Genomic DNA, 22858 nt, shown 5'->3' with positions numbered 1-22858 from the left:
CGGACGGGCTGAATTTCAGCCCGTCCGGCGTTTGAGGACACCGCGCGAAGCGCGGAACGGGGGCCCGGGGGCGAAGCCCCCGGTTACGGGAAGGGGCGGGGTGGGGAACAAGCCCCGCGCAGCGGCACCACCCCCGCACCCGCCCGCCCGTCACGACGCCCGCAGCACCGCCGCCACAACCGGCCCCGCCGAATCCCCGCCATGCCCTCCACGCGGCACAACCGCCGCCGCAGCCAGGTCCCCCCGATACGCCGTGAACCACCCGTTCGGCATCGTCTGCCCGTCGATCTCCGCCGACCCCGTCTTCGCCCCGATGTCGCCGCCGAGCCCGGACATCGCCGTCCGTCCCGTGCCCGAGACCGCCGTGAGCCGCATCATCGAGCGCAGTTGCCCGGCGACGGCCGCCGGCAGGTCGCGGGAGGCGCGGGCGAGTTGCCGGCCGTCGACGGACGGGTCGACGAGGTAGGGCTGGCGGAAGGATCCGGTGCGTGCGGTGGCCGCGACGGAGGCCATGTTCAGGGGTGACATCTGCACCTTGCCCTGGCCGATCATCGCGGCGGCCTTGCCGGCGCCGGACTCGGCCGGGACGCTGCCGTCGAAGCTGGCGAGGCCGGTCTTCCACTCCAGGCCGAGGCCGAAGACGTCCCGGGCCTCGGCGGCGAGCGCGTCGTCGGGGACGTCGCCGGCGAGGGAGATGAAGGCGGTGTTGCAGGAGGCGGCGAAGTCCTGGGCGAAGGTGGCGCCCGGGTTCTCGCTCTCCTCGACGTTGTGGAAGCGCATGCCGTAGGTGGCGTACTTGGGGCAGGGCAGCGGCTTCCCGGGGGCCGCCTTGCCCTTCTCCAGCAGCATCGCCGCGGTGACGACCTTCATGGTGGAGCCGGGCGGGGTCTGCCCCATGAGCGCCGCGTTGAACTCGGTCCGGCGGGAGTTGGCGACCGCGAGGATCTCACCGGTGCTGGGCTTCACGGCGACGACGGAGGCGTCGTCGCGGCCATTCACCGCGGTCTCGGCGGCGCGCTGCACCCGCGCGTCGAGCGTCGTCCTCAGCTGCGCGGGCTTGCCCTTGGAGACCACGTACAGCGTCTTCGGGGCGGCGTCGGGCGCGGCGCCCGGGGTGACGGCGCGCACCTCGACGCCGGGTTCGCCGCCCGCCTTCTCGGCGTAGCGGCGGCGCAGCTCCGGCAGGACGGGCGCGAGGGAGGGGTGGTCCTTGGCGTCGAGCACGGCGCCGTTGCGGTCGAGCGCGGTCAGCTGCGGCGCGGCGCCGGCGTCGGTGCGCAGCGTCTCGCCCCGGCCCAGCCGAGGGTGGACGACGGTGGGCTGCCAGTCGACGAGGGCCTTGCCGCTGTCCTGGCCGCGGACGACCTCGAGGGAGGACTCGTAGGTCCAGATGGCGCGCTGCTTGCCGTAGCCGATCTCGGCGCTGACGGAGAAGGGCACCCGGGTGCCCGTCGGCGTGCCGGGCTTGAGGGTGACCTTCTCGACGTGGGCCTGGTCGCGGTAGCCGGTCAGGGCGGTGCTCGCCGCCGCCGCGTTGTCGGTGAGGGCGGCGGCCTTCGCCGCGTCGCCCTCCTGCCAGGCGGCGAGGAAGTCGCGGGCGGTGTCGCCGGTCTCCTTCGCCGTCGGCGGCCCCGTGCGCTTGGGGGCCGGTTCGCCCTGCGCGGTGCCGGTGCCCGCGACGGCGTCGATCACGTTGTACGCGCCGAGTCCGGCGGCCCCCACCAGCCCGGCGGTCACGACACCCACCGCGATCTTCGCACCCTTGTGCATCAGTCAGCCCCCTCCAGAGTCCCCACCCCAGGGTTTTAATCAGGTGATTAAAACCCTCGGTTCGGCACTGTACGGGACGGAAGAGGGAGAAGGGACCCCGATGGCCGGAACCGGACTCTCCGGCGCCCCGGACGAAGCGGGACGTTCCAGGCGCCTCCCGGCAGGTCCGGGCGGGGCCGGAAGGGGCTCAGATCCAGGTGTCGAACCACATCCGGTTGCGCCACGCCTCCATCGGAATGGGGTGCCCGGTGTAGATCGGGAAGAAGTAGATGAAGTTCCAGGCGATGAGCAGCACCAGCGTGCCCGCCCCGACCGCCCCCACGACCCGGCGCCGCTCGGAGGACCCCGGGGGTCCCAGGATCGCCCCGATCATCATGGCCACCGCCAGGCACAGGAACGGCACGAACACCACCGCGTAGAAGACGAAAATCGTCCTTTCCTGCCACAGGAACCACGGCAGATAGCCCGCGGCGACGGCGCACAGCAGTGCGCCCGCGCGCCAGTCGCGCCGCAGCCCCCACCGGTAGAGCAGGTAGAGCAGCGCGAAGCAGGCGGCCCACCAGAGCAGCGGGGTGCCCAGCGCGAGGACCTCACGGGCGCACTTGTCGGTGGCGTCCGCCGGGCAGCCGTCCTGGCCGGGCGAGGGGGACTCGTAGAAGTACGAGACGGGGCGGGACTGGACCAGCCAGCTCCAGGGGTTGGACTGATAGGTGTGCGGCGAGGTGAGGGTGGTGTTGAACCTCCAGACCTCCTGCTCGTACGTCCACAGGCTGCGCAGCGGGTTGAGGATCCCGGCGAGGAAGCCGTCGGGGCCGTGGCCGCCCTCGGTCTCGGCCCAGTGCCGGTAGTAGCCGCTGTGCTGCCAGCCGTTCTTCTCGCTGTAGGTGCCGCTCTTGACGAACCAGCCCGTCCAGGAGGCGAGGTAGACGCCGACCGCGACGGGCACGGTCGACAGGAACGCCCACGGCACGTCGCGGCGCAGCGTGGCGAGCGCGGGGCGGCGGGCGCCCGCCAGGCGGCGCGAGCCCAGGTCCCACAGGACGGTCAGCAGGCCGAAGGCCGCCAGATAGACGGCTCCGTTCCACTTGGTGCCGCAGGCCAGTCCCAGGAAGACGCCCGTGGCGATGCGCCAGGGGCGGAGCCCGAGGGCGAGCCGGTCGCCGACCGCGGCGTCGGGCCGCGCGGCCCCGTCGTCACCGACCGGGAGGGCGGCGGCCAGCCGGGCCCGCGCCTTGTCCCGGTCCACGAGCACACAGCCGAAGGCGGCCAGCACGAAGAACATCAGCACCGAGTCGAGCAGCGCGGTGCGGCTCATGACGAAGTGCAGGCCGTCCACGGCCATGAGGGCGCCCGCGAGGCAGCCCAGGAAGGTGGAGCGGAAGAGCCGGCGGCCGATGCGGCAGAGCATCAGCACCGACAGGGTGCCGAGGACGGCGACCGCGAAACGCCAGCCGAAAGGGTTCAGCCCGTACAACCACTCACCGATGCCGATGACCCACTTGCCGACCGGCGGGTGCACGACGTACCCCGGAGCGTCCGGGACCTGGTGGAAGCCGCCGATGATCTTGTCGTTGATGTCGTCGGGCCACTTCGCCTCGAACCCGGACTTCCACAGGGCCCAGGCGTCCTTGGCGTAGTACGTCTCGTCGAATATCACGGCCTTGGGGCTGCCCAGGTGCCAGAACCGGGTCAGTCCGGCGACCAGCGCGACCAGCAGCGGCCCGATCCACCCGGTCCACCGCGCCAGCACCCTGGCGAGCGGCGGGCGCGCGCCGAGCGCCGCCCACACCCGTGTCCCCGGCTCGGGGAACGGCGGGACGAGCCGCTCCCGGGCGTCGGGCCGCGGCCCTCCCACATAGCCGAAGCGGCGGAGTCTGCGCTGCCACGGGGGCTGTCGCTCGTCCGCCGGCTGGCCCTGGCGTGCTCGGGTCGCGGTGTCACTGGTCACCGCGCCATCGTAGGGAACGTGCCTGTGGGAGTCCGGGGGGCGCCGCGCGGCCAGGACTCCGGTGGGGGCGGAGGGGCGCGCCCCGGGGCGGTGGGGCGCCCGGAGCGCACCCCTCTCGCCCGGCCCCGGCTCCCGCCCGCGGCTCAGTCCCCCGCCAGCGCCCTCCGCAGCCCCACATTGCTCACCAGGAGTCCGCCGTCCACCGGCAGCGTGACCCCGGTGATCCAGGAGGCGTCCTGTGACGCCAGGAAGGTCACCGCCGCCGCGATGTCGTCCGGCCGGCCGACGCGGCCGAGGGGGTACTGGGCCGCCGCGCGGTCCAGGTTCGTCTCGCGGCCCGCCCAGCGCGGGGTGTGGACGGTGCCGGGGGCGACGAGGTTGACCCGGACGCCCCGGGGGGCGCAGTGGCCGGAGAGGGTGCGGGTGAGGCTCGCGAGGCCGGCCTTGGCGGCGCTGTAGGCGTGGTTGCCGAAGTCCTGTTCGCCGTTGACCGAGCCGATGTTGACGACGGCGCCCCGGCCGTCCGCCGCGGCCAGCAGCGGCAGGGCGGCGCGGACGCAGCGGAAGGCGCCGGTCAGCGTGGTGTCGAGGTCCCGTAACCAGTCGTCGTCCGTCTCGTCCTCGATCCGCGCCGGGTCGGGGTGGCAGGAGAGGGCGTTGTTGACCAGGACATCGAGGCGGCCGAAGCGCGCCGAGGCCGTGGCCACCGCCGCCTCGACGGCCCGCCGGTCGCCGACGTCGCAGGCGAGCGGCTCGGCGACGCCGCCCGCCGCCCGCACCCCGGCCGCCACCCGGTCCGCCCGCGTCCCGTCGAGGTCCGTGACGAGCACGCGCGCACCCTCGGCCGCGAAGCGGCGGGCCGTCGCCTCGCCGATGCCGCGGCCCGCCCCGGTGATCAGTACCGCGTAACCGTCGAAGCGCGCCGCTGCCGTCATGGGGCGAGCACTACCCCGCGAGCGCCCTGCCAACCGCCCGTACGAGCGCCTGGGCGCGCGGGTCCGCCGTGACGTTCTTCTGGAGGCCGTTGGTGACGTAGCCGAACGCGATGCCCGACTCCGGGTCCGCGAAGGCCAGCGAGCCGCCCCGGCCGGGGTGGCCGAAGGAGCCGGGGGCCAGCAGCGGGGAGGCCGCGCCGTGCAGCATGTAGCCGAGGCCGAAGCGGGTGTTCACCACCAGGACGCGGTCCGGGCCGACCGACTCCTCGGTACGGGCCAGGGTCAGGGTCGCGGGCGCGAAGAGCCGGCGGCCGCCCGCCACGTCCCCGATCAGCGAGGCGTAGAAGCGGGCCAGCCCGTCCGCCGTGGCGATGCCGGCGGAGGCGGGGAGCTCGGCGGCGCGGTAGGCGGGGTCGTTCTCGTCGGCGAGCGGCGTGATCGCGGCGAACGCGCGGCGGGTGAGGGAGTCCGGGTCGTCGTAGGCGGCCGAGACGGACGCCTTGGGGCGCACCCGCAGCCCCGGGGTGGCGGGCGCGGCGGGCGGCTCGATGGCGGCGACCCGCCCGGCCCGGTCCCGCTCGGCGTCCGGCAGCCCTATCCACAGGTCGGCGGCGAGCGGCCGGGCTATCTCCTCGGCCACCCAGGTGCCGATCGTCCGCCCGGTGATCCGGTGCACCAGCTCGCCGAGCAGCCAGCTGTACGTCTGCGCGTGGTAGCCGTGGGCCGTGCCGGGCTCCCAGGCCGGGGCCTGGGCGGCGACGGCGCGCGGCCCGCTCACGCCGTCGACGGCCTCGGCGGGGGTCAGCGGCACGTCGAGTACGGGCAGGCCGGCGCGGTGGGACAGCAGGTGGCGGACGAGGACGCGCTCCTTGCCGCCCGCCTTGAACTCGGGCCAGTAAGTGCCGACGGGGGCGTCGAGGTCGACCTGGCCGCGCTGGTGGAGCAGGAGCGGCACGGCGGCGGCGACGCCCTTGGTCGCCGACCGCACGATCTGGGCGGTGCCGGGGGCCCAGGGGGCGGCGCCGGGGTCGCCGGGCGTCGCGTCGGCGTCCTTCGTCCCGCCCCACAGGTCGGCGACCTTGCGGCCGTCCCGGTAGACGGTGACGGCGGCGCCGCGCTCCCCGCGCCGGGCGAAGTTCTCCGCGAAGGCGTCCCGGACCGGCTCGAAGCCGTCCGTCACCGTGCCCTGGACGTCCACCACTGTTCTCCCGCTCCCACTGTGCCGATCGCTGTCAATACCTCCCACAATGGTGCAACGCCATGGTCGATGCGCGTAGACCGGGGCACCGGAACCGTCAGGTGCGGCGGGCCGGGGCCGGGGCGGGACGGCCGGGTGCGGCCGCCGCCGGGGCGGCGGAACGGTCAGGCCCCGGCGCCCGGGGCCCGGCCCGGGGCCGGCACCGTGCGCGGGTCGAAGCCGAACGGCAGCTCCAGCCGGTGGGCCCGCATCAGCGCCTCGTCGCAGAGCAGCTCCCGCGTGGGCCCGTCCGCGACGATCACACCGTCGCCGAGCACCACGGCCCTGCCGCACAGCTCCAGCGCGTACGGCAGGTCGTGCGTGACCATCAGAACGGTGACGTCGAGGGCGCGCAGGATGTCGGCGAGCTCACGCCGGGAGGCCGGGTCGAGGTTGGAGGAGGGCTCGTCCAGGACGAGGATCTCGGGCTCCATGACGAGGACGGTCGCGACGGCCACCCGGCGCCGCTGCCCGAACGAGAGGTGGTGCGGGGGCCGGTCGGCGAAGCCCTCCATGCCGACGAGGGCCAGCGCCTCGCGCACGCGCGCCTCCAGTACGGGCCCGCGCGCCCCGGCCGTCGCCGGGCCGAAGGCGACGTCCTCCCGGACGGTGGGCATGAAGAGCTGGTCGTCGGGGTCCTGGAAGACGACGCCGACCCGGCGGCGGACCTCGGCGAGGTTCCGCTTCACCACCGGCAGACCGCCGACCCGGACGCCGCCCAGTCCGCCGCCGAGGATGCCGTTGAGGTGGAGGACCAGGGTGGTCTTGCCGGCGCCGTTCGGCCCGAGCAGGGCGACGCGCTCGCCCCGGGCGACCTTGAGGTCGACGCCGAAGAGGGCCTGGTGACCGTCGGGGTAGGCGTAGGCGAGGCCGGAAACCTCCAGGGAGTACGGGGTGGGGGGTGCGGGAGGTGCGGGGGTCATGGGTGGTCTCCGTCCGAGGTGGGGGGGTGGGGGTGGGGGTGCGGTGGTGCGCCCTGCGGCGGGCTAAGCGCCGGACGGGCTGATTTCAGCCCGTCCGGCGTTTGAGGACGTTCGGGAAGGGGCGGGTAGGGGAAAAGCCCCGCGCAGCGGCACCACCGCACCCCCACCCGCCGCTCACCCCGCCGCATACGCCCACCCACCCGCGCACACCACCAGCGCCACCAGCGGCAGCGCCACCGCCTGTCCCCACTGGGCCCGCGACGCCGTCACCTCGTCGATGACCGGCACGGCCCCCGCGTACCCCCGGCTGACCATCGCCAGATGGACGCGCTCCCCCCGCTCGTAGGCGCGGATGAACAGCGTGCCCGCCGTCCTGGCCAGCACCCCCCACTGCCGGACGCCCCGTGCGCGGAAGCCCCGTGAGGCGCGGGCGACCCGCATGCGCCGCAGCTCGTCGGCGACGACGTCCCCGTACCGGATCATGAAGGACGCGATCTGTACGAGCAGGGGCGGCAGCCGGAGCCGCTGAAGGCCCAGGAGCAGGGCGCGCAGCTCGGTCGTGGCGGCCAGGACGACGGAGGCGGCGACGCCGAGGGTGCCCTTGGCCAGGACGTTCCAGGCGCCCCAGAGGCCGGGTTCGCTGAGGGAGAGGCCGAGGACCCGCACCCGGTCCCCCGTGGCGACGAAGGGCATCAGCACGGCGAACGCCACGAAGGGGACCTCGATCAGCAGCCGCCGGAGCAGGACGGCGGCGGGGATCCGGGCGGTGGCGGCGACGGCGGCGAGGAGCGCCGCGTACAGCGCGAAGGCCCAGACCGCCGTGCGCGGCGTGGAGACCACCACGAGGACGAAGGACAGCACGGCGAGGAGCTTGCAGTGCGGGGGCAGCGCGTGCACCGGGGACCGGCCGGGCCGGTAGAGCCGGTGGGCGGTCCCGGAGCCGTGACCGGCGCCCATGTCAGACGGACCCGGTGGCCGGGGCCTCGGCGGGGGCCTCGGCGGCGGGTGGGGCCGGGTGGGCGCGGCGGCGGCGTACGACGAGGAGGACGCCGGTGCCGGCGGCCAGGGTCGCGCCGACGCCGATCACCCCGGCGAGGCCGCCGGAGATCCGGGCGTCGGAGACGTCCGCGACCTGGTAGTCGGCGAGGGGGGAGCCCTTGGCGGCGTGCTCCTCGGCCTTGCGGTCGAGGCCCTTGTCGTGGGCGACCTTCTCCAGGCCGTCGGGGCTGGTGGAGGCGTAGTAGCTGACGCCGCCGGCGCAGACGAGGGCGGCGAGGAGGCCGGCGGCCCACACCCGGCGGGTGGAGCGGCGGACGGGGACGGGTGTGGGGCCCGGTGTGGGGGCGGCTTGCCCCGCCACCACCGTCCGCAGCTCCAGCGGCCGTACGAGCCCGCGGGCGCCGTGCACGAGGTCGGGCCGTACGGCGATCACCGCGCCGACCGTCAGCGCGGTGATGACGGCCTCGCCGACGCCGATGAGGACGTGGACGCCGACCATGGCCGTGAAGACCTTGCCGAGCGGGACGTCGGTGGTGCCGCCGAGGGCGTAGATCAGGGTGAACGCGCAGGCGGCGGCCGGTACGGACACGAGCGCGGCGACGAACGAGGCGGCGGTGACGCTCGGCCTGCGGCGGGGCAGGAGGGTAAGGAGCACGCGGAAGGTGCCGTAGGCGACGAGGGTGGTGACGACGCCCATGTCGGTGATGTTGACGCCGAGCGCGGTGAGGCCGCCGTCCGCGAAGAGGACGCCCTGCATCAGCAGGACGACGGATATACAGAGGACGGCGGTGTACGGGCCGACGAGTATCGCGGCGAGGGCACCGCCCAGGAGGTGCCCGCTGGTACCGGCGGCGACGGGGAAGTTGAGCATCTGGACGGCGAAGACGAAGGCGGCGACGAGGCCGGCGAGCGGTGCCGCCCTGTCGTCGAGCTCGCGGCGCGCGCCGCGGAGGGCGGTCGCGACGGCCGTCGCGGCGAGGGCGCCGGTGGCGAGGGAGACCGGGGCGTCGATGAATCCGTCGGGGACGTGCATGGCGGGACTCCGCTCTGCGGGGCCGGGCCCGGTGCCGCGGCACGGCCGTTCGTCACGGGTGGCGCGCCCGCCGTCCGGCGTGCTCCGGGGTCGCACGGCGTCGCGTACCCGCGCGGGCGCACCGGCCCGCACGCCGTCAGACGGAGGAACCGCTCGATGATAGGCGCGTGTTGCGAACGTCTCGCAAGAGCGTGTGTGCCGCTTCTGCGCGCCGTTCGCTCACCCGCGCGCCGCCAGCGGTGGCGGGAGACGGCGTCTGCCCGAATGCTGAATCCCGGAGGACTTCGTTCCGGGACTTCGGAGGTTGCCACATGGCCACGGCCGCCGCGCCCACCGCCGAGGTCCCGGTGACCCCGCCCGAGCTCAGCCGCCGCAGGATCAACCTCGTCTTCGTCACGATCGTCCTCGGCATGCTGCTGGCCGCCCTCGACCAGACGATCGTCTCGACCGCCCTGCCGACGATCGTCGCGGACCTGGGCGGCGGCGGGCACATGGCGTGGGTGGTGACGGCGTACCTGCTCGCCGAGACCGTCTCGACCGTCCTCGTCGGCAAGTTCGGCGACCTCTTCGGCCGGAAGGTCATCTTCCAGCTGAGCGCGGTGGTGTTCGTCGGCGGTTCGGTGTTCGCGGGCGCGGCCGGCTCCATGCTGATGCTGATCGCCGCGCGGGCGCTCCAGGGGATCGGCGGCGGCGGTCTGATGGTGACGGCGATGGCACTGATCGCCGACGTCATCCCGTTGCGCGAACGCGGCAAGTACCAGGGGGCGCTGGGCGCGGTCTTCGGCGTCACGACGGTGGTCGGGCCGACGCTCGGCGGGATCTTCACCGACCACGCGACGTGGCGCTGGTGCTTCTACGTCAACGTGCCCGTCGCGATCGTCATGGTGGTCATGGCGGCGCGGACGATCCCGGTGGTGCGGTCGGCGGTGCGGCCCGTCATCGACTACGCGGGCATCGCGCTGGTGGCGCTCGGCGCGTCCGGCCTGGTGCTCGGCCTGGAGTGGGGCGGCAACGAGTACGCGTGGGACTCGGCCGTCATCATCGGCCTGTTCGCGGGGTCGATCGCGCTGCTGGCCGCGTTCGTGGCGGTGGAGCTGCGGGCCGAGGAACCCATGCTCCCCATGCACCTCTTCGCCAACCCGGTCTTCACGATCTGCTCGGTGCTCAGCTTCATCGTGGGTTTCGCGATGCTGGGGGCGCTCACCTACCTGCCGACGTATCTGCAGTACGTGGACGGGGTGTCGGCCACCATGTCGGGCGTACGGGCGCTGCCCATGGTCGCCGGGCTGCTGGGCGCGTCCATGCTGTCCGGTGTGGCGGTCAGCCGCACCGGCCGCTACCGCGTGTTCCCGATCGCGGGGATGGCGGTGATGGCGCTCGGCCTGTTCCTGATGTCGACCATGGGCGTGTCGACGGGACCGTGGCTGGAGTCGCTGTACATGTTCGTGCTCGGCATCGGCATCGGGCTGGCCATGCAGGTGCTGACGATCGCCGTGCAGAACACGGTGCCGTACCACGAACTGGGCACGGCGACCTCGGGCGTGACCTTCTTCCGCACGCTCGGCAGCGCCTTCGGCACGGCCATCTTCGGCACGCTCTACGTCAAGCAGCTCCGCCCCAACCTGGAGGAGGCGCTCGCCCGCTCCCCCGGCGTCCCGCCGGCCGCGGTCCAGAGCCCGCAGGACCTGGCCGGGCTCACCCCGGAGCAGGCGCGGCCCATCGTCGACGCCTACGCGGAGACGATCGACTACGTCTTCTTCTGGGTCGTGCCGGTCGCGCTCGTCGGCTTCGTCGCCGCGTGGTTCCTCAAGCAGGTGCCGCTGCGCGACAGCGCCAGGGCCGGGGCGCAGGACATGGGCGAGGCGTTCTCGGCACCGGACTCGGCGGAGGCGCAGCGCCAGCTGGAGCGCGCGGTGGCGGGCGTCATGCGCAAGGCCGCGGGCCCACCGGTGAGCCGCCAGGTCCTCGCGGCGTCCGGCAGCTCCCTGGGCCCGGCCGAGGCGTGGACGCTGGGCCAGATCCACTGGCGCCTGCGCGTCCGCGGCGAGGCCCGCCTCTCGTCGGTCGCCACGGCCCACCGCATGCCACCGGAGGCCCTGGAACCGGCCTTCGCCCGCACGGCGGCCGCGGGCCTGGCCCGGGTGGACGGCGACCGCCTGACCCTCACCCCGGCCGGCGAGGCGGAACTGGAACGCCTGGGCACGGCCTGGCGCACCTGGCTGGCGGACCACCTGAACGACTGGGACATCACGGACGCCGAGGACCGGGCGCTGCTGGACCGGGCGCTGGACACGATGGCGGCGCGGCTGCTGGAGGAGGACGAGAAGGAGCAGGAGCGGATCGGGGTGTGAGCCTGTGCCCGGGGGCACGAGCTTCACTTGAGCGCTCGAAGTGTCGCGTATGCGCCCTTGACGTCTCCACACCACCCGGTCAATGGTCATGCAGTCGAGCACATCCCTACTGGTTGTGGGAGATCCGCATGCCACTGGATTTCATCGGGATGGACCCCGAAACGAAGGAGGAGGGATCCCCTACGGTCTGAGTGCACCACGGCAAGCAGAGGATCATCGTCCAAAGGTGTGACCGCTGACGACGCTCTCGTGGAAGAGACCGGCAGCACGGAGTGGGTTCCTGGCCATGCTGTGGGGATCCCGGCGCATGAGTCGGTGATCTCCATCCCGGCGCGGATGGTGCCGGTACTGAGGAAGGCGTGCGATGCCGCAGAACGTGCCGGACTTCCCGACGCTGCTCAAGAGCGCACAGAGGACAGCGGTCCACCTGGAGATGCGTGACAACTACGGCGTCGTCGGCGAACCCGATGAGTTCGAACAGTAGAGAATCACAGGCGAGTTGGACCTCGATCCGGAGTCGGAGAACTGGTCCGGCTGGGTGCCGCTGGTACGGGAGACCGTCGCACGGGGTGTAGTCGCGCGCCGGGCGCGCATCGTCTCGGAGCCGGTGACGGAATACATCAGGTATGAACACGCCTCGACCCCGGTGAACCTTGCCGCTGGGGAGCTGGTCCGGTGGCTGCCCAGGCGCAAGGCGCTCGATGTGGCCCTGCCCGGGGCCGACTTCTGGCTGTTTGACGGACGTCTCGTTCGGTTCAACATATTCACCGGGGACGGAGACTGGGCCGACCCCCGGTGCGAGATGACGGGTGACCCTGCCGTGGCCAGGCTCTGTGCCTCGGCATTCGAAGTGGTGTGGGAGCGTGGCATCCTGCACGAGAGATACGTCGTCTGAACACCTGCGAGCACCGGGCGGTCAGTAGATGTCGACCCTTTCTTCCAGCGTCACGGCGAGGAAAGCCCTCGCCGACCGCCTGGTGGAGATCCGCAGGGACGCGGGTCTCACCGGGGCCGAGTTGTCTGCCCGGTGCGGCTGGCACGCCGCCAAGACGAGCCGTATCCAGAACGGCAGGACCACGCCGAGCGACGCCGACATCCGCGCGTGGTGTGCCGCCTGCGGGGCGGCCGACCAGGCGGCCGACCTGATCGCGACCGCGCGAGCGGCCGACTCCATGTATGTCGAGTGGCGCAGACGCCACCGCACCGGGCTGCGGCAGGCGCAGGAGCGGCTCATCGGCGGCTATGAGAAGACCTCTCTGTTCCGGATCTATGTCTCCAACGTGATCCCGGGCTTCTTCCAGACTTCCGATTACGCCACGGCCCTCATGCGGTCGATCACCCGCTTCCAGGAAACGCCCGATGATGTCGCCGAGGCCGTACCGGCCCGGATGGCCAGAAGCCGCCTCCTGCACGAGGGCGGGCACCGCTTCGCCGTGCTGATCGAGGAATGGGTGCTCCGTACCCGTATCGGAGAACCCGCGACCATGGCCGGGCAGCTCAGGCACCTTCTCTCGCTGATGCCGCTCGCGTCCGTCTCGTTGGGAGTCATCCCTTCGACGGCCCGGAGGACGGTGTGGCCGCTGGAGGCGTTCTATCTGTTCGACAATCGGCGGGTCGCCGTCGAGAACCTGACGGCCAAAATCAACGTGGTGCAGCCGCGCGAGATCGCCGAGTACGCCAAAGCCTTCAACGAGCTGTCCGGCATGGCCGTTTACGGGCCACGCGCCCGGGCTTTGATCACCGCGGCCATCGATGCCGTCGGGTGAAACCGCGCAAGAAACCGCAAGTTCCTGGAGCCCGGCCCCCTCCGGTCCCTAGCGTCTCGGTCCGGCGGAACGAATGCGCCCGCCACACCCAACGGCCCTGTGCCGGCACAGGGCCGGACGGAAGGAGCACGGGAAAATGGGTAGGAAGGAATTCGAGAACGCGGGGGAGCCCTGGGACCCTCAGGCCAACCAGGATCAGGCGACGGATCCCGACACCCGGGTCTCTCAGAACGGTGACGTTCACAGCGCAGCGGCCGATGACAAGGACCGGGACGGGAAATGAAGCGTGGCGAGGATCTGATTCAGGACCTGAGGGAGCAGGGCTTCATGCGGTGCGAGACCACCAGGGACGGCAGAGCCGTGGTCATGCGCAAACGTGACAGGTGGACCGTGGTTCCCCTGCGATGGCTGACCGATGACGCCGTGGACACCATCAAGGCCCAAGCCGGAATCAGCCTCGTCTGAAGAGCCCTCCTCGGCCCCGCTCGCACGCCTCGGTGCACGGGCGGGGCCTCCTCTCTCAACGCGACGGCCCGAGCCGGGGGGGCGCCCGTGGCCCGTACCGAGTACGTACTACGACGACCCCACCGCCCCTGAGCCCAACTCCCTGGTCGTCGCCGCCCCGGCCGCTGACCGCGACACCACCCGGCTCTCAGGAAGAACCGCCCACGCGGCGGCGACCCTCGCATGGGGCGGAGACATCGCCTTCGGCCACTGCCTACGAGGCCCGCTCTTCCTTCAGCCTCCCCGTCCGGTGACTACCGCCCCTGAACCACCGGCACCCCCCGCGACCAGAGTTCCTCGCCGTGTTCGGCGAACCGGGAGAACATGCCGCCTTCGCCGTGGCGGCGCAGGTGCAGCAGGGGTGAGTCGTGGCCGACCAGGCGGGCCAGGTGCGGGGTGACCAGCGCCTGGTCGTCGAAGCGGAAGACGGACAGCGATACGTGGTTGGTCGCGTCCGGCGGCGCCGAGAAGCGGGTCTCCAGGTTTTCGGCCGGGCCGAGTTTCTCCAGGTGTTCCAGGGTGATCCTGATGCGGGTGGAGACCTGGAGGGCGACATCCTCGATCTGTTCGCGCTGCCGGGTGACTTCTCCGGCCGGGTCGCCGAGGAGGAAGCGGACCCGGCAGCCCTGCTTCAGTTTGCGGCGCAGCGTGCCGACGAAGTCGGGTTGGTCGAGCCAGAGGAAGTAGTTCGTGAACCCGGCGAAGAGCAGCTCCTCCTCGGCGGCGTCGACCAGATCTCCCCAGACGGTGGACGGGCACGCGGACCGGTAGGGATAGCTGCGGACGATCTCCCTGTCCGTCCCCGCCTTGATCCGTTCCTTGACGGCCTTGGGCCACAGCATGTCTTCGTCAACTCCCAGCGCCGCGCAGACGTCATGGCGATTCCTCGGGTGCGGGGTCAGCTCCGGGTCGCTGATCCAGCGCTCGACGGTCTTTCCCGACACCCCGACCCGCAAGGCGAGTTGCCGTGACGAGAGTCCGGCATCGGCCATAGCCGACCGCAGGGCAGTGTTCAAGGGCTCTCCCTCGGACGTTTAGGACGTTTCCAAGCTACCGCCCAGGCGATCCAACTGTCCCTGAAAGTCCGTCGATACGTCCCGCACGGGACCCCATGGTGGAGGCGACACCGCACGTGACGCCTTGGGAGGACCTCACCATGACGAGACCGGCCGAATCGGGAACGCGGGCACCCGCCCCTACCGACGGGAGGGGATGACCATGTCCGCCGAGTCCGGGGGCGAGCCCGTGAAGTGCAAGGGATGCGAGCGCATCGTCCTGTGGCTGGACGGCAGGGCACCCTGCGGACGGTGCGGCAGAGAAGTGAGCGTACTGCTCGCGGCCCCGCCGCCCCCCGCGCGGTCCACCGGCCTGGTCGTCATGGGCGGTGCCATGCCCGTCTACGGCGAGGATCCGGGCCCGCGGAACGAGTGACCCCTCCGTGCCGGCGGCACCGTCACAACGCCGCCCGGCTCCCCGTGTCCACCGCCGTCGTGGCCGTCGCCGCCCGGGCCGCCGCGTTCGTGACCTGGTCGGCGGTCAGGACGTAGCCGGTCTCCAGGTCGGATGTGGAGCGGGCGAAGACGACGCCGTAGACCTTGCCGGTGGGGGTGAGGAGGGGGCCGCCGGAGTTGCCGGGGCGGATGGTGGAGCGGACGGAGTAGACGGTGCGGGTGGTGACGCCGTCGCCGTAGATGTCCTGGCCCTTGGCGCGGACCTCGTTGGCTACGGTCGCGGCGCGCAGGTCGAGGCCGCCGTTCTCGGGGAAGCCCGCGACGACGGCCGCGTCGCCGCGCTTGGCGGTCTTGTCGAAGGGGAGGACGGGGGCGTTCAGGCCGGGGACGTCGAGGACGGCCACGTCCGTCCTGGGGTCGAAGAGCACGACCTTCGCCGGGTACGCCTTGCCGACGCCGCCGATCCGCACGGTCGGCCGGTCGACCCCGGCGACCACATGGGCGTTGGTCATCACATGGCGGGCCGCGTAGACAAAGCCGCTGCCCTCCTGGCCCCGGCGGCCGTCGCCGACGTCGGCGACGCCCTCGACCTTGACGACGCTCTCGCGCGCGGCGCGCGTCGCGGCGACGGTGACCGCTTCGCCGGAGGGCTTGGCCACGCCGGTGGCCGGTTCGTTCTCGAACGGGTTGAAGACCTGGGGGAAACCGGCCCCGGACAGCGCGTCCGTCGTGCGGCTGAACCAGGTGGGCGCCTGTTCGGGCATGGCCTTCTGGACGGCGCCCAGCAGCGTCGAGTCCTTGATCTCCTTCGTCAGGAGGGTGGAGTTCGCGGAGACGAGGACGCTCGCGGCGACCCAGCCCACGAGGAGCACCGCCAGCGAGTTGACGGCCGCGCCGCCGATCCCGTCCACCCCGCGCACGGGCGCCCAGGTCAGCCTGCGGCGCAGCTGCCAGGCCAGCCGCCCGGCCAGGGCGTGGCCGACCGCGGCGGGCAGCAGGACGACGAGGACGGCGACGATCGCGGCCGTCGAGGTGCCGGCGGTGAAGGGCTCCAGGGCGTACGGCAGCGCCAGCACGCCCAGCACCGCGCCGCCGAGGAACCCGGCGAACAGCACCACTCCGGCGATCAGGCCGCGCCGGAAGCCGGAGACCGCGTAGGCGACGACGATCAGCATGAGAAGCACATCGAGCAGGTTCAACGTGGAGCCCTTTCCGTCACACGCGCCCCCGATCGCGCCCACAACGTGTGTGGACTTAAGAAAACGCCCGTTTAGGGACCAACGGTTCCCTCACATGGCGTAGACCACAAAAAGGTGGACCGGGAAAAGCGGAGGCCCGGTGGGCCTCCTGGGAACAGGAGGCCCACCGGGCCGTCGTGCTGAAGGGGAAGCCGTCAGACGCCGCTCGGCTCCCGCACCGGCTCACGGTCCGCGGCCCGCTCCGGGGCCCGGTCGGTGAGCTGGGCCTGGAGCTTCTCGCCCTCGACGTCCACGTTGGGCAGCACCTTGCCGAGCCAGCCGGGCAGCCACCAGGCGGCCTTGCCGAGCAGGGCGAGGACGGCCGGGACGATCGCCATCCGGACGATGAACGCGTCGAAGAAGACGGCGATGGCCAGACCGAAGCCGATCATCTTGATCATCTGCTCCGAGGAGCCGATGAAGCCGGCGAAGACGCTGATCATGATGATGGCGGCGGCCGTGACGACCCGCGCGCCGTGCTTGAAGCCGGTCACGACGGCCTGGCCGGGGCGCTCGCCGTGGACGTACGCCTCCCGCATCCGGGTCACGAGGAAGACCTCGTAGTCCATCGCGAGACCGAAGACGACACCCACCATGAAGATCGGCATCATGCTCATGATCGGGCCGGTCTCCTCGACCCCGAAGAGCGAGCCGAGCCAGCCCCACTGGAAGACCGCGACGACGGCACCGAGGGCCGCGACCACGGACAGCAGGAAGCCCAGCGCCGCCTTCAGCGGGACGAGCACGGACCGGAAGACGACCATCAGCAGGAGGAAGGCCAGGCCGACGACGAGCGCCAGATACGGCAGCAGCGCGTCGTTGAGCTTCTGCGAGACGTCGATGTTCATCGCCGTCGCACCGGTGACGAGCACCTTCGCACCCTCGTCGGAGCCCGCCTTGGCGCCCTTGTCACGGATCTCGTGGACCAGGTCCTCGGTCGCGACGCTGGTCGGCTTGGACTTCGGCACGACCAGCAGGGTGGCCGCGTCCCCGGCCTTGTTGAACTGCGCCGGCGTGACCGTCGCGACGTTGTCCAGGCCCTTCAGGGTGTTCTGGACCTTGTCCATCGCGCCCTTGGGGTCCTTGGCGCCGGCCACGTCGCCGACGACCATCAGGGGACCGTTGAAGCCGGGGCCGAAGCCCTCGGACAGCAGGTCGTACGCCTTGCGCTGGGTGGTGCTCTTGGAGGCGGCGCCGTCGTCCGGCAGGCCCAGCTCCAGGGAGGCGGCGGGCACGGCCATCGCGCCCAGGCCGAGCACACCGATCAGCAGGACCAGCACCGGCTTGCGCAGCACGAGACGGGCCCAGCGGGTGCCCATGTTCGCCTTGTCCTCGCCGGCCGCGCCCGGCTTCGCCTTGCGGACCTTGCGGGCCAGCACCTGCTTGCCCGCGAAGCCCAGCAGGGCCGGGATGAAGGTGAGCGCGATGAGGACGGCGATGGCGACCGTACCGGCGGCCGCCATGCCCATCTTCGTCAGCATCGGGATGTTGACGACCGCGAGGCCGGCCAGCGCGATGACGACCGTGAGGCCGGCGAAGACGACGGCGGAACCGGCGGTGCCGACGGCCCGGCCGGCGGCCTCCTCCCGCTCACGGCCCTCGGCGAGCTCCGCGCGGTAGCGGGAGACGATGAACAGCGCGTAGTCGATGCCGACCGCGAGACCGATCATCAGGGCCAGCGTGGAGGTGTTGCTGGAGAGGTCCAGGACCGGCGCCAGCGCGGCGATCGAGGAGACGCCGATGCCCACGCCGATGATGGCGGTCAGCAGCGGCAGACCGGCCGCGACGAGCGAGCCGAAGGTGATCAGCAGGACGACCGCCGACACCGCGATGCCGATGGCCTCCGAGCCGCCTTCGGGCATCGACTGCAGCACGCTGCCGCCGACCTCCACGGTCAGGCCCGCGTCCCGGCCGTCCTGCGCGGCGTCCTTGAGCTCGTCGCGCGAGGACTCCTCCAGGTCCATGGCCTTGACCTTGTACGCGACGGAGGCGTAGCCGGTGGTCCCGGACGGGTTGACGGACCGGCCGGCGAACGGGTCGACGGCCACGGCCACCTGCGGGCTGCGCTTGAGGTCGCCGATGACCTTCTCGACGGCCGCCTTGTTCTTGGCGTCGGTGAGCTTCTGGCCCTCCGGCGCCTTGAAGACGACGCGGGCGCTCGCGTTCTGCTCGTTGTTGCCCGGGAAGCGCTTCTCCAGCAGGTCGAACGCCTGCTGCGCCTCGGTGCCGGGTATGGAGAAGTCGTTGTTGGTGGACTTGGACGCCGTGGCGGCGCCGGCCCCGGCCAGCACCAGCAGCAACAGCCAGGTGAGGGCGAAGTACCAGCGGCGCCGGTAGGCGAGTCTGCCTATTTTGTAGAGGAACGTGGCCACGAGAAGGTCGTGCTCCCGTCGGATCAGGTGGACGAACAGGGCATGGGGAGCCAGCCCGACGACGAGAGCGGCGCGTCAGGTGGGAGGTGTGGGGGTGGTGGGGAGAGAAGAAGCCCGAGCTACAGGCCGAGGGCGGGGAGGACCACGGCATCGATGTAGCGGCTCAGGTACACGGGGTCGGCGTTCCGGTCCTCGACCAGCGGCCGGGTGAGGAAGGCACCGAGCATCATGTGCGGGACGAAATCCAGCGCGAGGGTGCCCGCGGCGATCTCGCCCCGGTCGACCGCGCGCCGCAGCATGGCTTCCATGCCGGCCATCTCCGGCTCGATCAGCAGCTCGCGCAGCGCGCGGTGGAGATCGGGGTTCGTGTGGATCGCGTGCCCCAGACCCCGCATAAGGGCGGCGTCCTGTTCCATCTGCGCATCGTCGGCCTCGCACACCATGGCCTGGAGGTCACCGCGCACCGAACCGGTGTCGATGTCCGCCAGCTTGATCGGCTTCTTGTGGCGCAGGGCGCTCACCACCAGCTCCGGCTTGCCCTTCCACTGGCGGTAGAGGGTGGCTTTGCTGGAGTGCGTACGGGCCGCGACGGCGTCCATGGTGAGGGCGTCGTAGCCGACCTCACGCAGGATGTCGAGCACGGCTTCGTAGAGCTCGGCCTCGCGCTCGGGGGTCAGCCGGGTGCGTCGCACCGCCGGAGTGGGTGATTCCGTCGACATGCCACGCCTCCCTTCCGGCTGACCGGTGAACTGGAACTAACTGAACGAAACGGTTTCGTACACATCGAGCCTACGACGCGGCGCAGCGAAACGACGTCGTTTCGCTGGTGTTCTCCGTCACGGTGACCGAGTTGCCGCGCCCCGCCCGGGCCGAAACCATGGGTGGGGTGAGAGAGGACCCTGGCGCGTATCTCCGATTTCCCCATCTGCACGGCGATCTCCTCTGCTTCACCGCCGAGGACGATCTCTGGGTGGCACCCCTGGCCCCCCTGGGCGAGGGCACCGCCGGGCGGGCCTGGCGGCTGACCGTCGACCGGACCCGGGTGGGGCACCCCCGCTTCTCGCCCGACGGCCGGCACATCGCCTTCACCACCTGGCGCAGCCTCGACCCCGAGATCCACCTCGCCTCCGTGGCCGGCGGCCCCGCCCGCCGCCTCACCTACTGGGGCAGCAGCGACACCCGCGTCTGCGGCTGGGCGCCGCCCGACGAGCACGGCGCCTGCGACATCCTCGCCGTCTCCTCCCACGGCCAGCCCTTCTCCTACTTCTCCTGGGCCTACCGGCTGCCCACCGACGGCAGCCCCGGCGGCCGGCTCCCCTGGGGCCCGGTCTCGGACATCGCGACGCGCGGCGCGGACCACAAGACACTGCTGCTGGCGGGCAAGCCACCGCACGAGCCCGCCGCCTGGAAGCGCTACCGCGGCGGGGCCACCGGCCGGCTGTGGCTGCACGGCACCCGGCTGCTCCCGGAGCTGGGCGGCCATCTGGAGTCACCGATGTTCGTCGGCGACCGGATCGCCTTCCTCTCCGACCACGAGGGCGTCGGCAACCTCTACTCCTGCCTCCCCGACAGCTCCGACCTCCGCCGCCACACCGACCATGACGCCTTCTACGCCCGGCACGCCTCGACCGACGGCACCCGCGTCGTCTACCAGTGCGCGGGCGAGCTGTGGCTGGCCGACGACTTCGGCCCCCGGGGCACCCCGCGCCGGCTGGACGTACGCCTCGGCGGACCGCGCGCCGGCCGGCGTACGTACCAGGTGCAGGCCGCCTCCCACGTCGACGCGCTGGCGGTGGACGGGACCGGCCGGGCCAGCGCCGTCCAGGTGCGCGGCAGCCTCTACTGGCTCACCCACCGCGACGGCCCGGCCCGGACGATCGCCGACACCCCGGGCGTCCGGGTCCGGCTGCCGGAGATGCTCGGTTCCACCGGGCAGGTGGCCTATGTGACGGACGCGGCGGGCGAGGACGCGATCGAGATCGCGCAGCTCCCGCGCGCCGCCGGGCCCAGCGAACCCCGGCGCCTCGCGGCGGGCCGGATCGGCCGGGTGCAGGAGCTGCTCGCGTCACCGGACGGCGAGCGGCTGGCGGTCGCCGCGCACGACGGGCGGCTGCTGCTCGTGGACACGACTACGGGTGAGGCGGCGGAGACAGGTGAGGCGGTGAAAACAGAGGAAGCGGCGGAGACAGGTGAGGCGGCGAAGACAGAGCAGGCGGCAGAGGCGGGTGAAGCGGGCAAGGCCGGTGGGTCCGGCGAGGCAGCCGTCGTCAGCGAGCTCATCCGCTCCACCAACGGCCCCGTACGCGACCTCGCCTTCTCCCCCGACTCCGCGTGGCTGACCTGGTCGCACCCCGGCATCGGCCGCTCCCTGCGCCAGATCAAGATCGCCCGGCTCTCGGACCGGCTGATCGTCGACGTCACCAACGGCCGCTTCGAGGACGAGCAGCCCGTCTTCACCCGCGACGGCCGCTATCTCGCCTTCCTCTCCTGGCGCGGCTTCGACCCCGTCTACGACGTCCACACCGGCGACCTCTCGTTCCCGCTGGGCTGCCGTCCCTACCTCGTACCGCTGTCGTCCGCGACGCCCTCGCCGTTCGCGCTGTCGGCGGAGGGCAGACCGGCGGCCGGCGGGCTGGACTCGGACGAGAACGGCGGTGCGGACGGGGCGACGCTGGTGGAGGTGGAGGGGCTGGAGAGCCGGGTGACGCCGTTCCCGGTGGCCGCCTCGAAGTACTCGGCGCTCTACCCGGTCAGCGGCGGCGGCCTGGTCTGGCTGCGCTGGCCGATCTCCGGCGCCCTCGGCGAGACGTTCGCCAACCCCGCCGACACCTCGGGCCGCCCCACGCTCGAACACTTCGACCTGGCGAAGGCCAAGCGCACCGAACTCACCAGCTCGCTCGACTGGTTCGCGGTCAGCGGCGACGGCTCCCGGCTGGTCGTCAACGACGAGGGCGAGCTGCGCGCCGTGCCCGCCACGGACGTCGGCGACCTGGACTCCACCGTCTTCATCGACATGCGGCGCATCCTGCACGAGGTGGACCCGGCGGCCGAGTGGCGGCAGGCGTACGAGGAGGCCGGCCGGATCGTCCGCGCGTACTTCTGGGAGCCGGGGATGTGCGGCGTCGACTGGGACGCGGTGCTGGCGCAGTACCGGCCGCTGGTCGAACGGGTCGCCACCCCCGACGACTTCGCGGACCTGCTGCGCGAGGTCCTCGGCGAGCTGGGCACCTCGCACGCCTACGTCGTCCCGGCCCGCCGCAACGAGGGCCCGCCGCACTACCAGCGGGCCATCGGGCTGCTGGGCGCCAACCTGGTCCGGGGCAAGGACGGCTCCTGGACCGTGCGCCGCATCCTGCCCGGCGACTCCTCCGACTCCAAGGCGCGCTCCCCGCTGGCCGGTTCGGGCATCCGGGAGGGCGCCGCGCTCACCCACGTCGACGGCCGGCCGGTCGACCCGGTGGCGGGCCCGTACCCGCTGCTGTCGGCGGCGGGCGGCACGACCGTGGAGCTGACCTTCCGGCCGCCGGAGGGCGAGGGTCCGGCCCGCCGGGTGGCCGTCGTGCCGCTGGTCGACGAGCGGCCGCTGCGCTACCAGGACTGGGTGGCCAAGCGCCGCGCGGTCGTCCGGGAGCTCAGCGGCGGCAAGTGCGGCTATCTGCACATCCCCGACATGGGCGGCTCCGGCTGGGCGCAGTTCAACCGCGACCTGCGGATGGAGATGTCGCGGCCGGCGCTGATCGTGGACGTACGGGGCAACGCGGGCGGCAACATCAGCGAGCTGGTGGTGGAGAAGCTGACCCGCACGATCGTCGGCTGGGACCTGACGCGGGACGCCCAGCCGGTCTCCTACGCGAGCAACGCGCCGCGCGGGCCGGTCGTCGCGATCGCGGACGAGATGACCTCCTCCGACGGCGACATGATCACCGCGGCCTTCCGGCTCCAGGGCATCGGGCCGGTGGTGGGCCTGCGCACCTGGGGCGGCGTGGTCGGGATGACCGGGCGGCACCGGCTGGGCGACGGCACCGCGATCACCGTGCCCATGAACGCCGCGTGGTTCGACGCGTACGGCTGGGGCGTGGAGAACCACGGCGTCGAGCCCGACATCGAGATCGACCGCACCCCGCTGGACTGGGCGGAGGGCCGGCACAAGCAGCTCGACGACGCGGTGCGGGTGGCGCTCGACCTGCTGGAGCGGCACGGGGCGGCGAACCCGCCGGACTACTCGGGGGCGCCGGACCTGAGGCGGCCGGAGCTGCCGCCGAGGTGAGCGGAGAAGACGTAAGAAGTAAGGGGCAAGAAGTAAGGGGCACTCCCCAATGGGGAGTGCCCCT

16 protein-coding genes and 1 pseudogene are annotated in these 22858 nt (G+C 72.4%); 6 read left to right on the top strand and 11 right to left on the bottom strand.

Annotated elements, in window-relative coordinates; all coding sequences use genetic code 11:
- Positions 1-150: 150 nt before the first annotated feature.
- The 7 genes from AF335_RS23840 to AF335_RS23810 form a co-directional block, all read right to left on the bottom strand.
- A complete protein-coding gene (locus AF335_RS23840) occupies positions 151-1770 on the bottom strand; it encodes a penicillin-binding transpeptidase domain-containing protein (RefSeq protein WP_102920461.1) in 1620 nt (539 codons plus the stop codon).
- A gap of 187 nt (positions 1771-1957) precedes the next feature.
- Entirely contained in the window at positions 1958-3718 is a 1761-nt protein-coding gene (locus tag AF335_RS23835; RefSeq protein ID WP_102920460.1) for a dolichyl-phosphate-mannose--protein mannosyltransferase, read from the bottom strand.
- 143 nt (positions 3719-3861) lie between these two features.
- Complete coding sequence (locus tag AF335_RS23830) at positions 3862-4653, bottom strand: SDR family NAD(P)-dependent oxidoreductase (RefSeq protein WP_102920459.1); 792 nt, start codon at positions 4651-4653, stop codon at positions 3862-3864.
- A 10-nt stretch (positions 4654-4663) separates the two neighbouring features.
- The gene (locus AF335_RS23825; RefSeq protein WP_102920458.1) at positions 4664-5854 is read right to left on the bottom strand and encodes a serine hydrolase domain-containing protein; all 1191 of its coding nucleotides are present in this window, start codon (positions 5852-5854) and stop codon (positions 4664-4666) included.
- A gap of 161 nt (positions 5855-6015) precedes the next feature.
- Positions 6016-6813, bottom strand: a complete 798-nt coding sequence (locus AF335_RS23820; RefSeq protein ID WP_102920457.1) for an energy-coupling factor ABC transporter ATP-binding protein — start codon at positions 6811-6813, stop codon at positions 6016-6018.
- 174 nt (positions 6814-6987) lie between these two features.
- Positions 6988-7770 carry a cobalt ECF transporter T component CbiQ gene (cbiQ, locus tag AF335_RS23815; protein ID WP_102920456.1) on the bottom strand — a complete coding sequence of 261 codons (783 nt, stop codon included), beginning with the start codon at positions 7768-7770 and terminating at the stop codon, positions 6988-6990.
- Position 7771: 1 nt separating this feature from the next.
- Positions 7772-8845: an energy-coupling factor ABC transporter permease gene (locus tag AF335_RS23810; RefSeq protein WP_102920455.1), complete on the bottom strand. Its 1074-nt coding sequence runs from the start codon at positions 8843-8845 to the stop codon at positions 7772-7774.
- A gap of 311 nt (positions 8846-9156) precedes the next feature.
- Between AF335_RS23810 and AF335_RS23805 the strand changes: the two genes are divergently transcribed.
- The 4 genes and pseudogenes from AF335_RS23805 (at position 9157) to AF335_RS23785 (ending at position 13427) form a co-directional block, all read left to right on the top strand.
- A complete protein-coding gene (locus AF335_RS23805) occupies positions 9157-11196 on the top strand; it encodes a DHA2 family efflux MFS transporter permease subunit (RefSeq protein ID WP_102920454.1) in 2040 nt (679 codons plus the stop codon).
- 364 nt (positions 11197-11560) lie between these two features.
- Positions 11561-12091: pseudogene (locus AF335_RS23795) on the top strand (DUF6879 family protein).
- Between the two features lie 28 nt (positions 12092-12119).
- Positions 12120-12962, top strand: a complete 843-nt coding sequence (locus AF335_RS23790; RefSeq protein ID WP_102920453.1) for a helix-turn-helix domain-containing protein — start codon at positions 12120-12122, stop codon at positions 12960-12962.
- 279 nt (positions 12963-13241) lie between these two features.
- The gene (locus AF335_RS23785; RefSeq protein WP_102920452.1) at positions 13242-13427 is read left to right on the top strand and encodes a hypothetical protein; all 186 of its coding nucleotides are present in this window, start codon (positions 13242-13244) and stop codon (positions 13425-13427) included.
- 293 nt (positions 13428-13720) lie between these two features.
- Here AF335_RS23785 and AF335_RS23780 read toward each other — a convergent pair whose 3' ends face one another.
- On the bottom strand, positions 13721-14482 hold the full coding sequence (locus AF335_RS23780; RefSeq protein WP_228773644.1) for a helix-turn-helix domain-containing protein: 762 nt from the start codon (positions 14480-14482) through the stop codon (positions 13721-13723).
- Between the two features lie 202 nt (positions 14483-14684).
- Between AF335_RS23780 and AF335_RS23775 the strand changes: the two genes are divergently transcribed.
- Positions 14685-14897 carry a hypothetical protein gene (locus AF335_RS23775; RefSeq protein WP_146045609.1) on the top strand — a complete coding sequence of 71 codons (213 nt, stop codon included), beginning with the start codon at positions 14685-14687 and terminating at the stop codon, positions 14895-14897.
- Positions 14898-14919: 22 nt separating this feature from the next.
- Here AF335_RS23775 and AF335_RS23770 read toward each other — a convergent pair whose 3' ends face one another.
- From AF335_RS23770 to AF335_RS23760, 3 genes are all read right to left on the bottom strand, one after another.
- Complete coding sequence (locus tag AF335_RS23770; protein ID WP_102920449.1) at positions 14920-16116, bottom strand: MarP family serine protease; 1197 nt, start codon at positions 16114-16116, stop codon at positions 14920-14922.
- Between the two features lie 194 nt (positions 16117-16310).
- On the bottom strand, positions 16311-18527 hold the full coding sequence (locus AF335_RS23765) for an MMPL family transporter (protein WP_102920448.1): 2217 nt from the start codon (positions 18525-18527) through the stop codon (positions 16311-16313).
- Between the two features lie 119 nt (positions 18528-18646).
- A complete protein-coding gene (locus AF335_RS23760) occupies positions 18647-19219 on the bottom strand; it encodes a TetR/AcrR family transcriptional regulator (protein WP_102920447.1) in 573 nt (190 codons plus the stop codon).
- Between the two features lie 185 nt (positions 19220-19404).
- Between AF335_RS23760 and AF335_RS23755 the strand changes: the two genes are divergently transcribed.
- Entirely contained in the window at positions 19405-22794 is a 3390-nt protein-coding gene (locus AF335_RS23755; protein ID WP_102920519.1) for a S41 family peptidase, read from the top strand.
- Positions 22795-22858: the final 64 nt, after the last annotated feature.

It is taken from the genome of Streptomyces eurocidicus, from assembly GCF_002891295.1.
In the GTDB taxonomy this organism is placed as follows: domain Bacteria; phylum Actinomycetota; class Actinomycetes; order Streptomycetales; family Streptomycetaceae; genus Streptomyces; species Streptomyces eurocidicus.
This window is presented reverse-complemented; position numbering and strand designations above follow the sequence as displayed.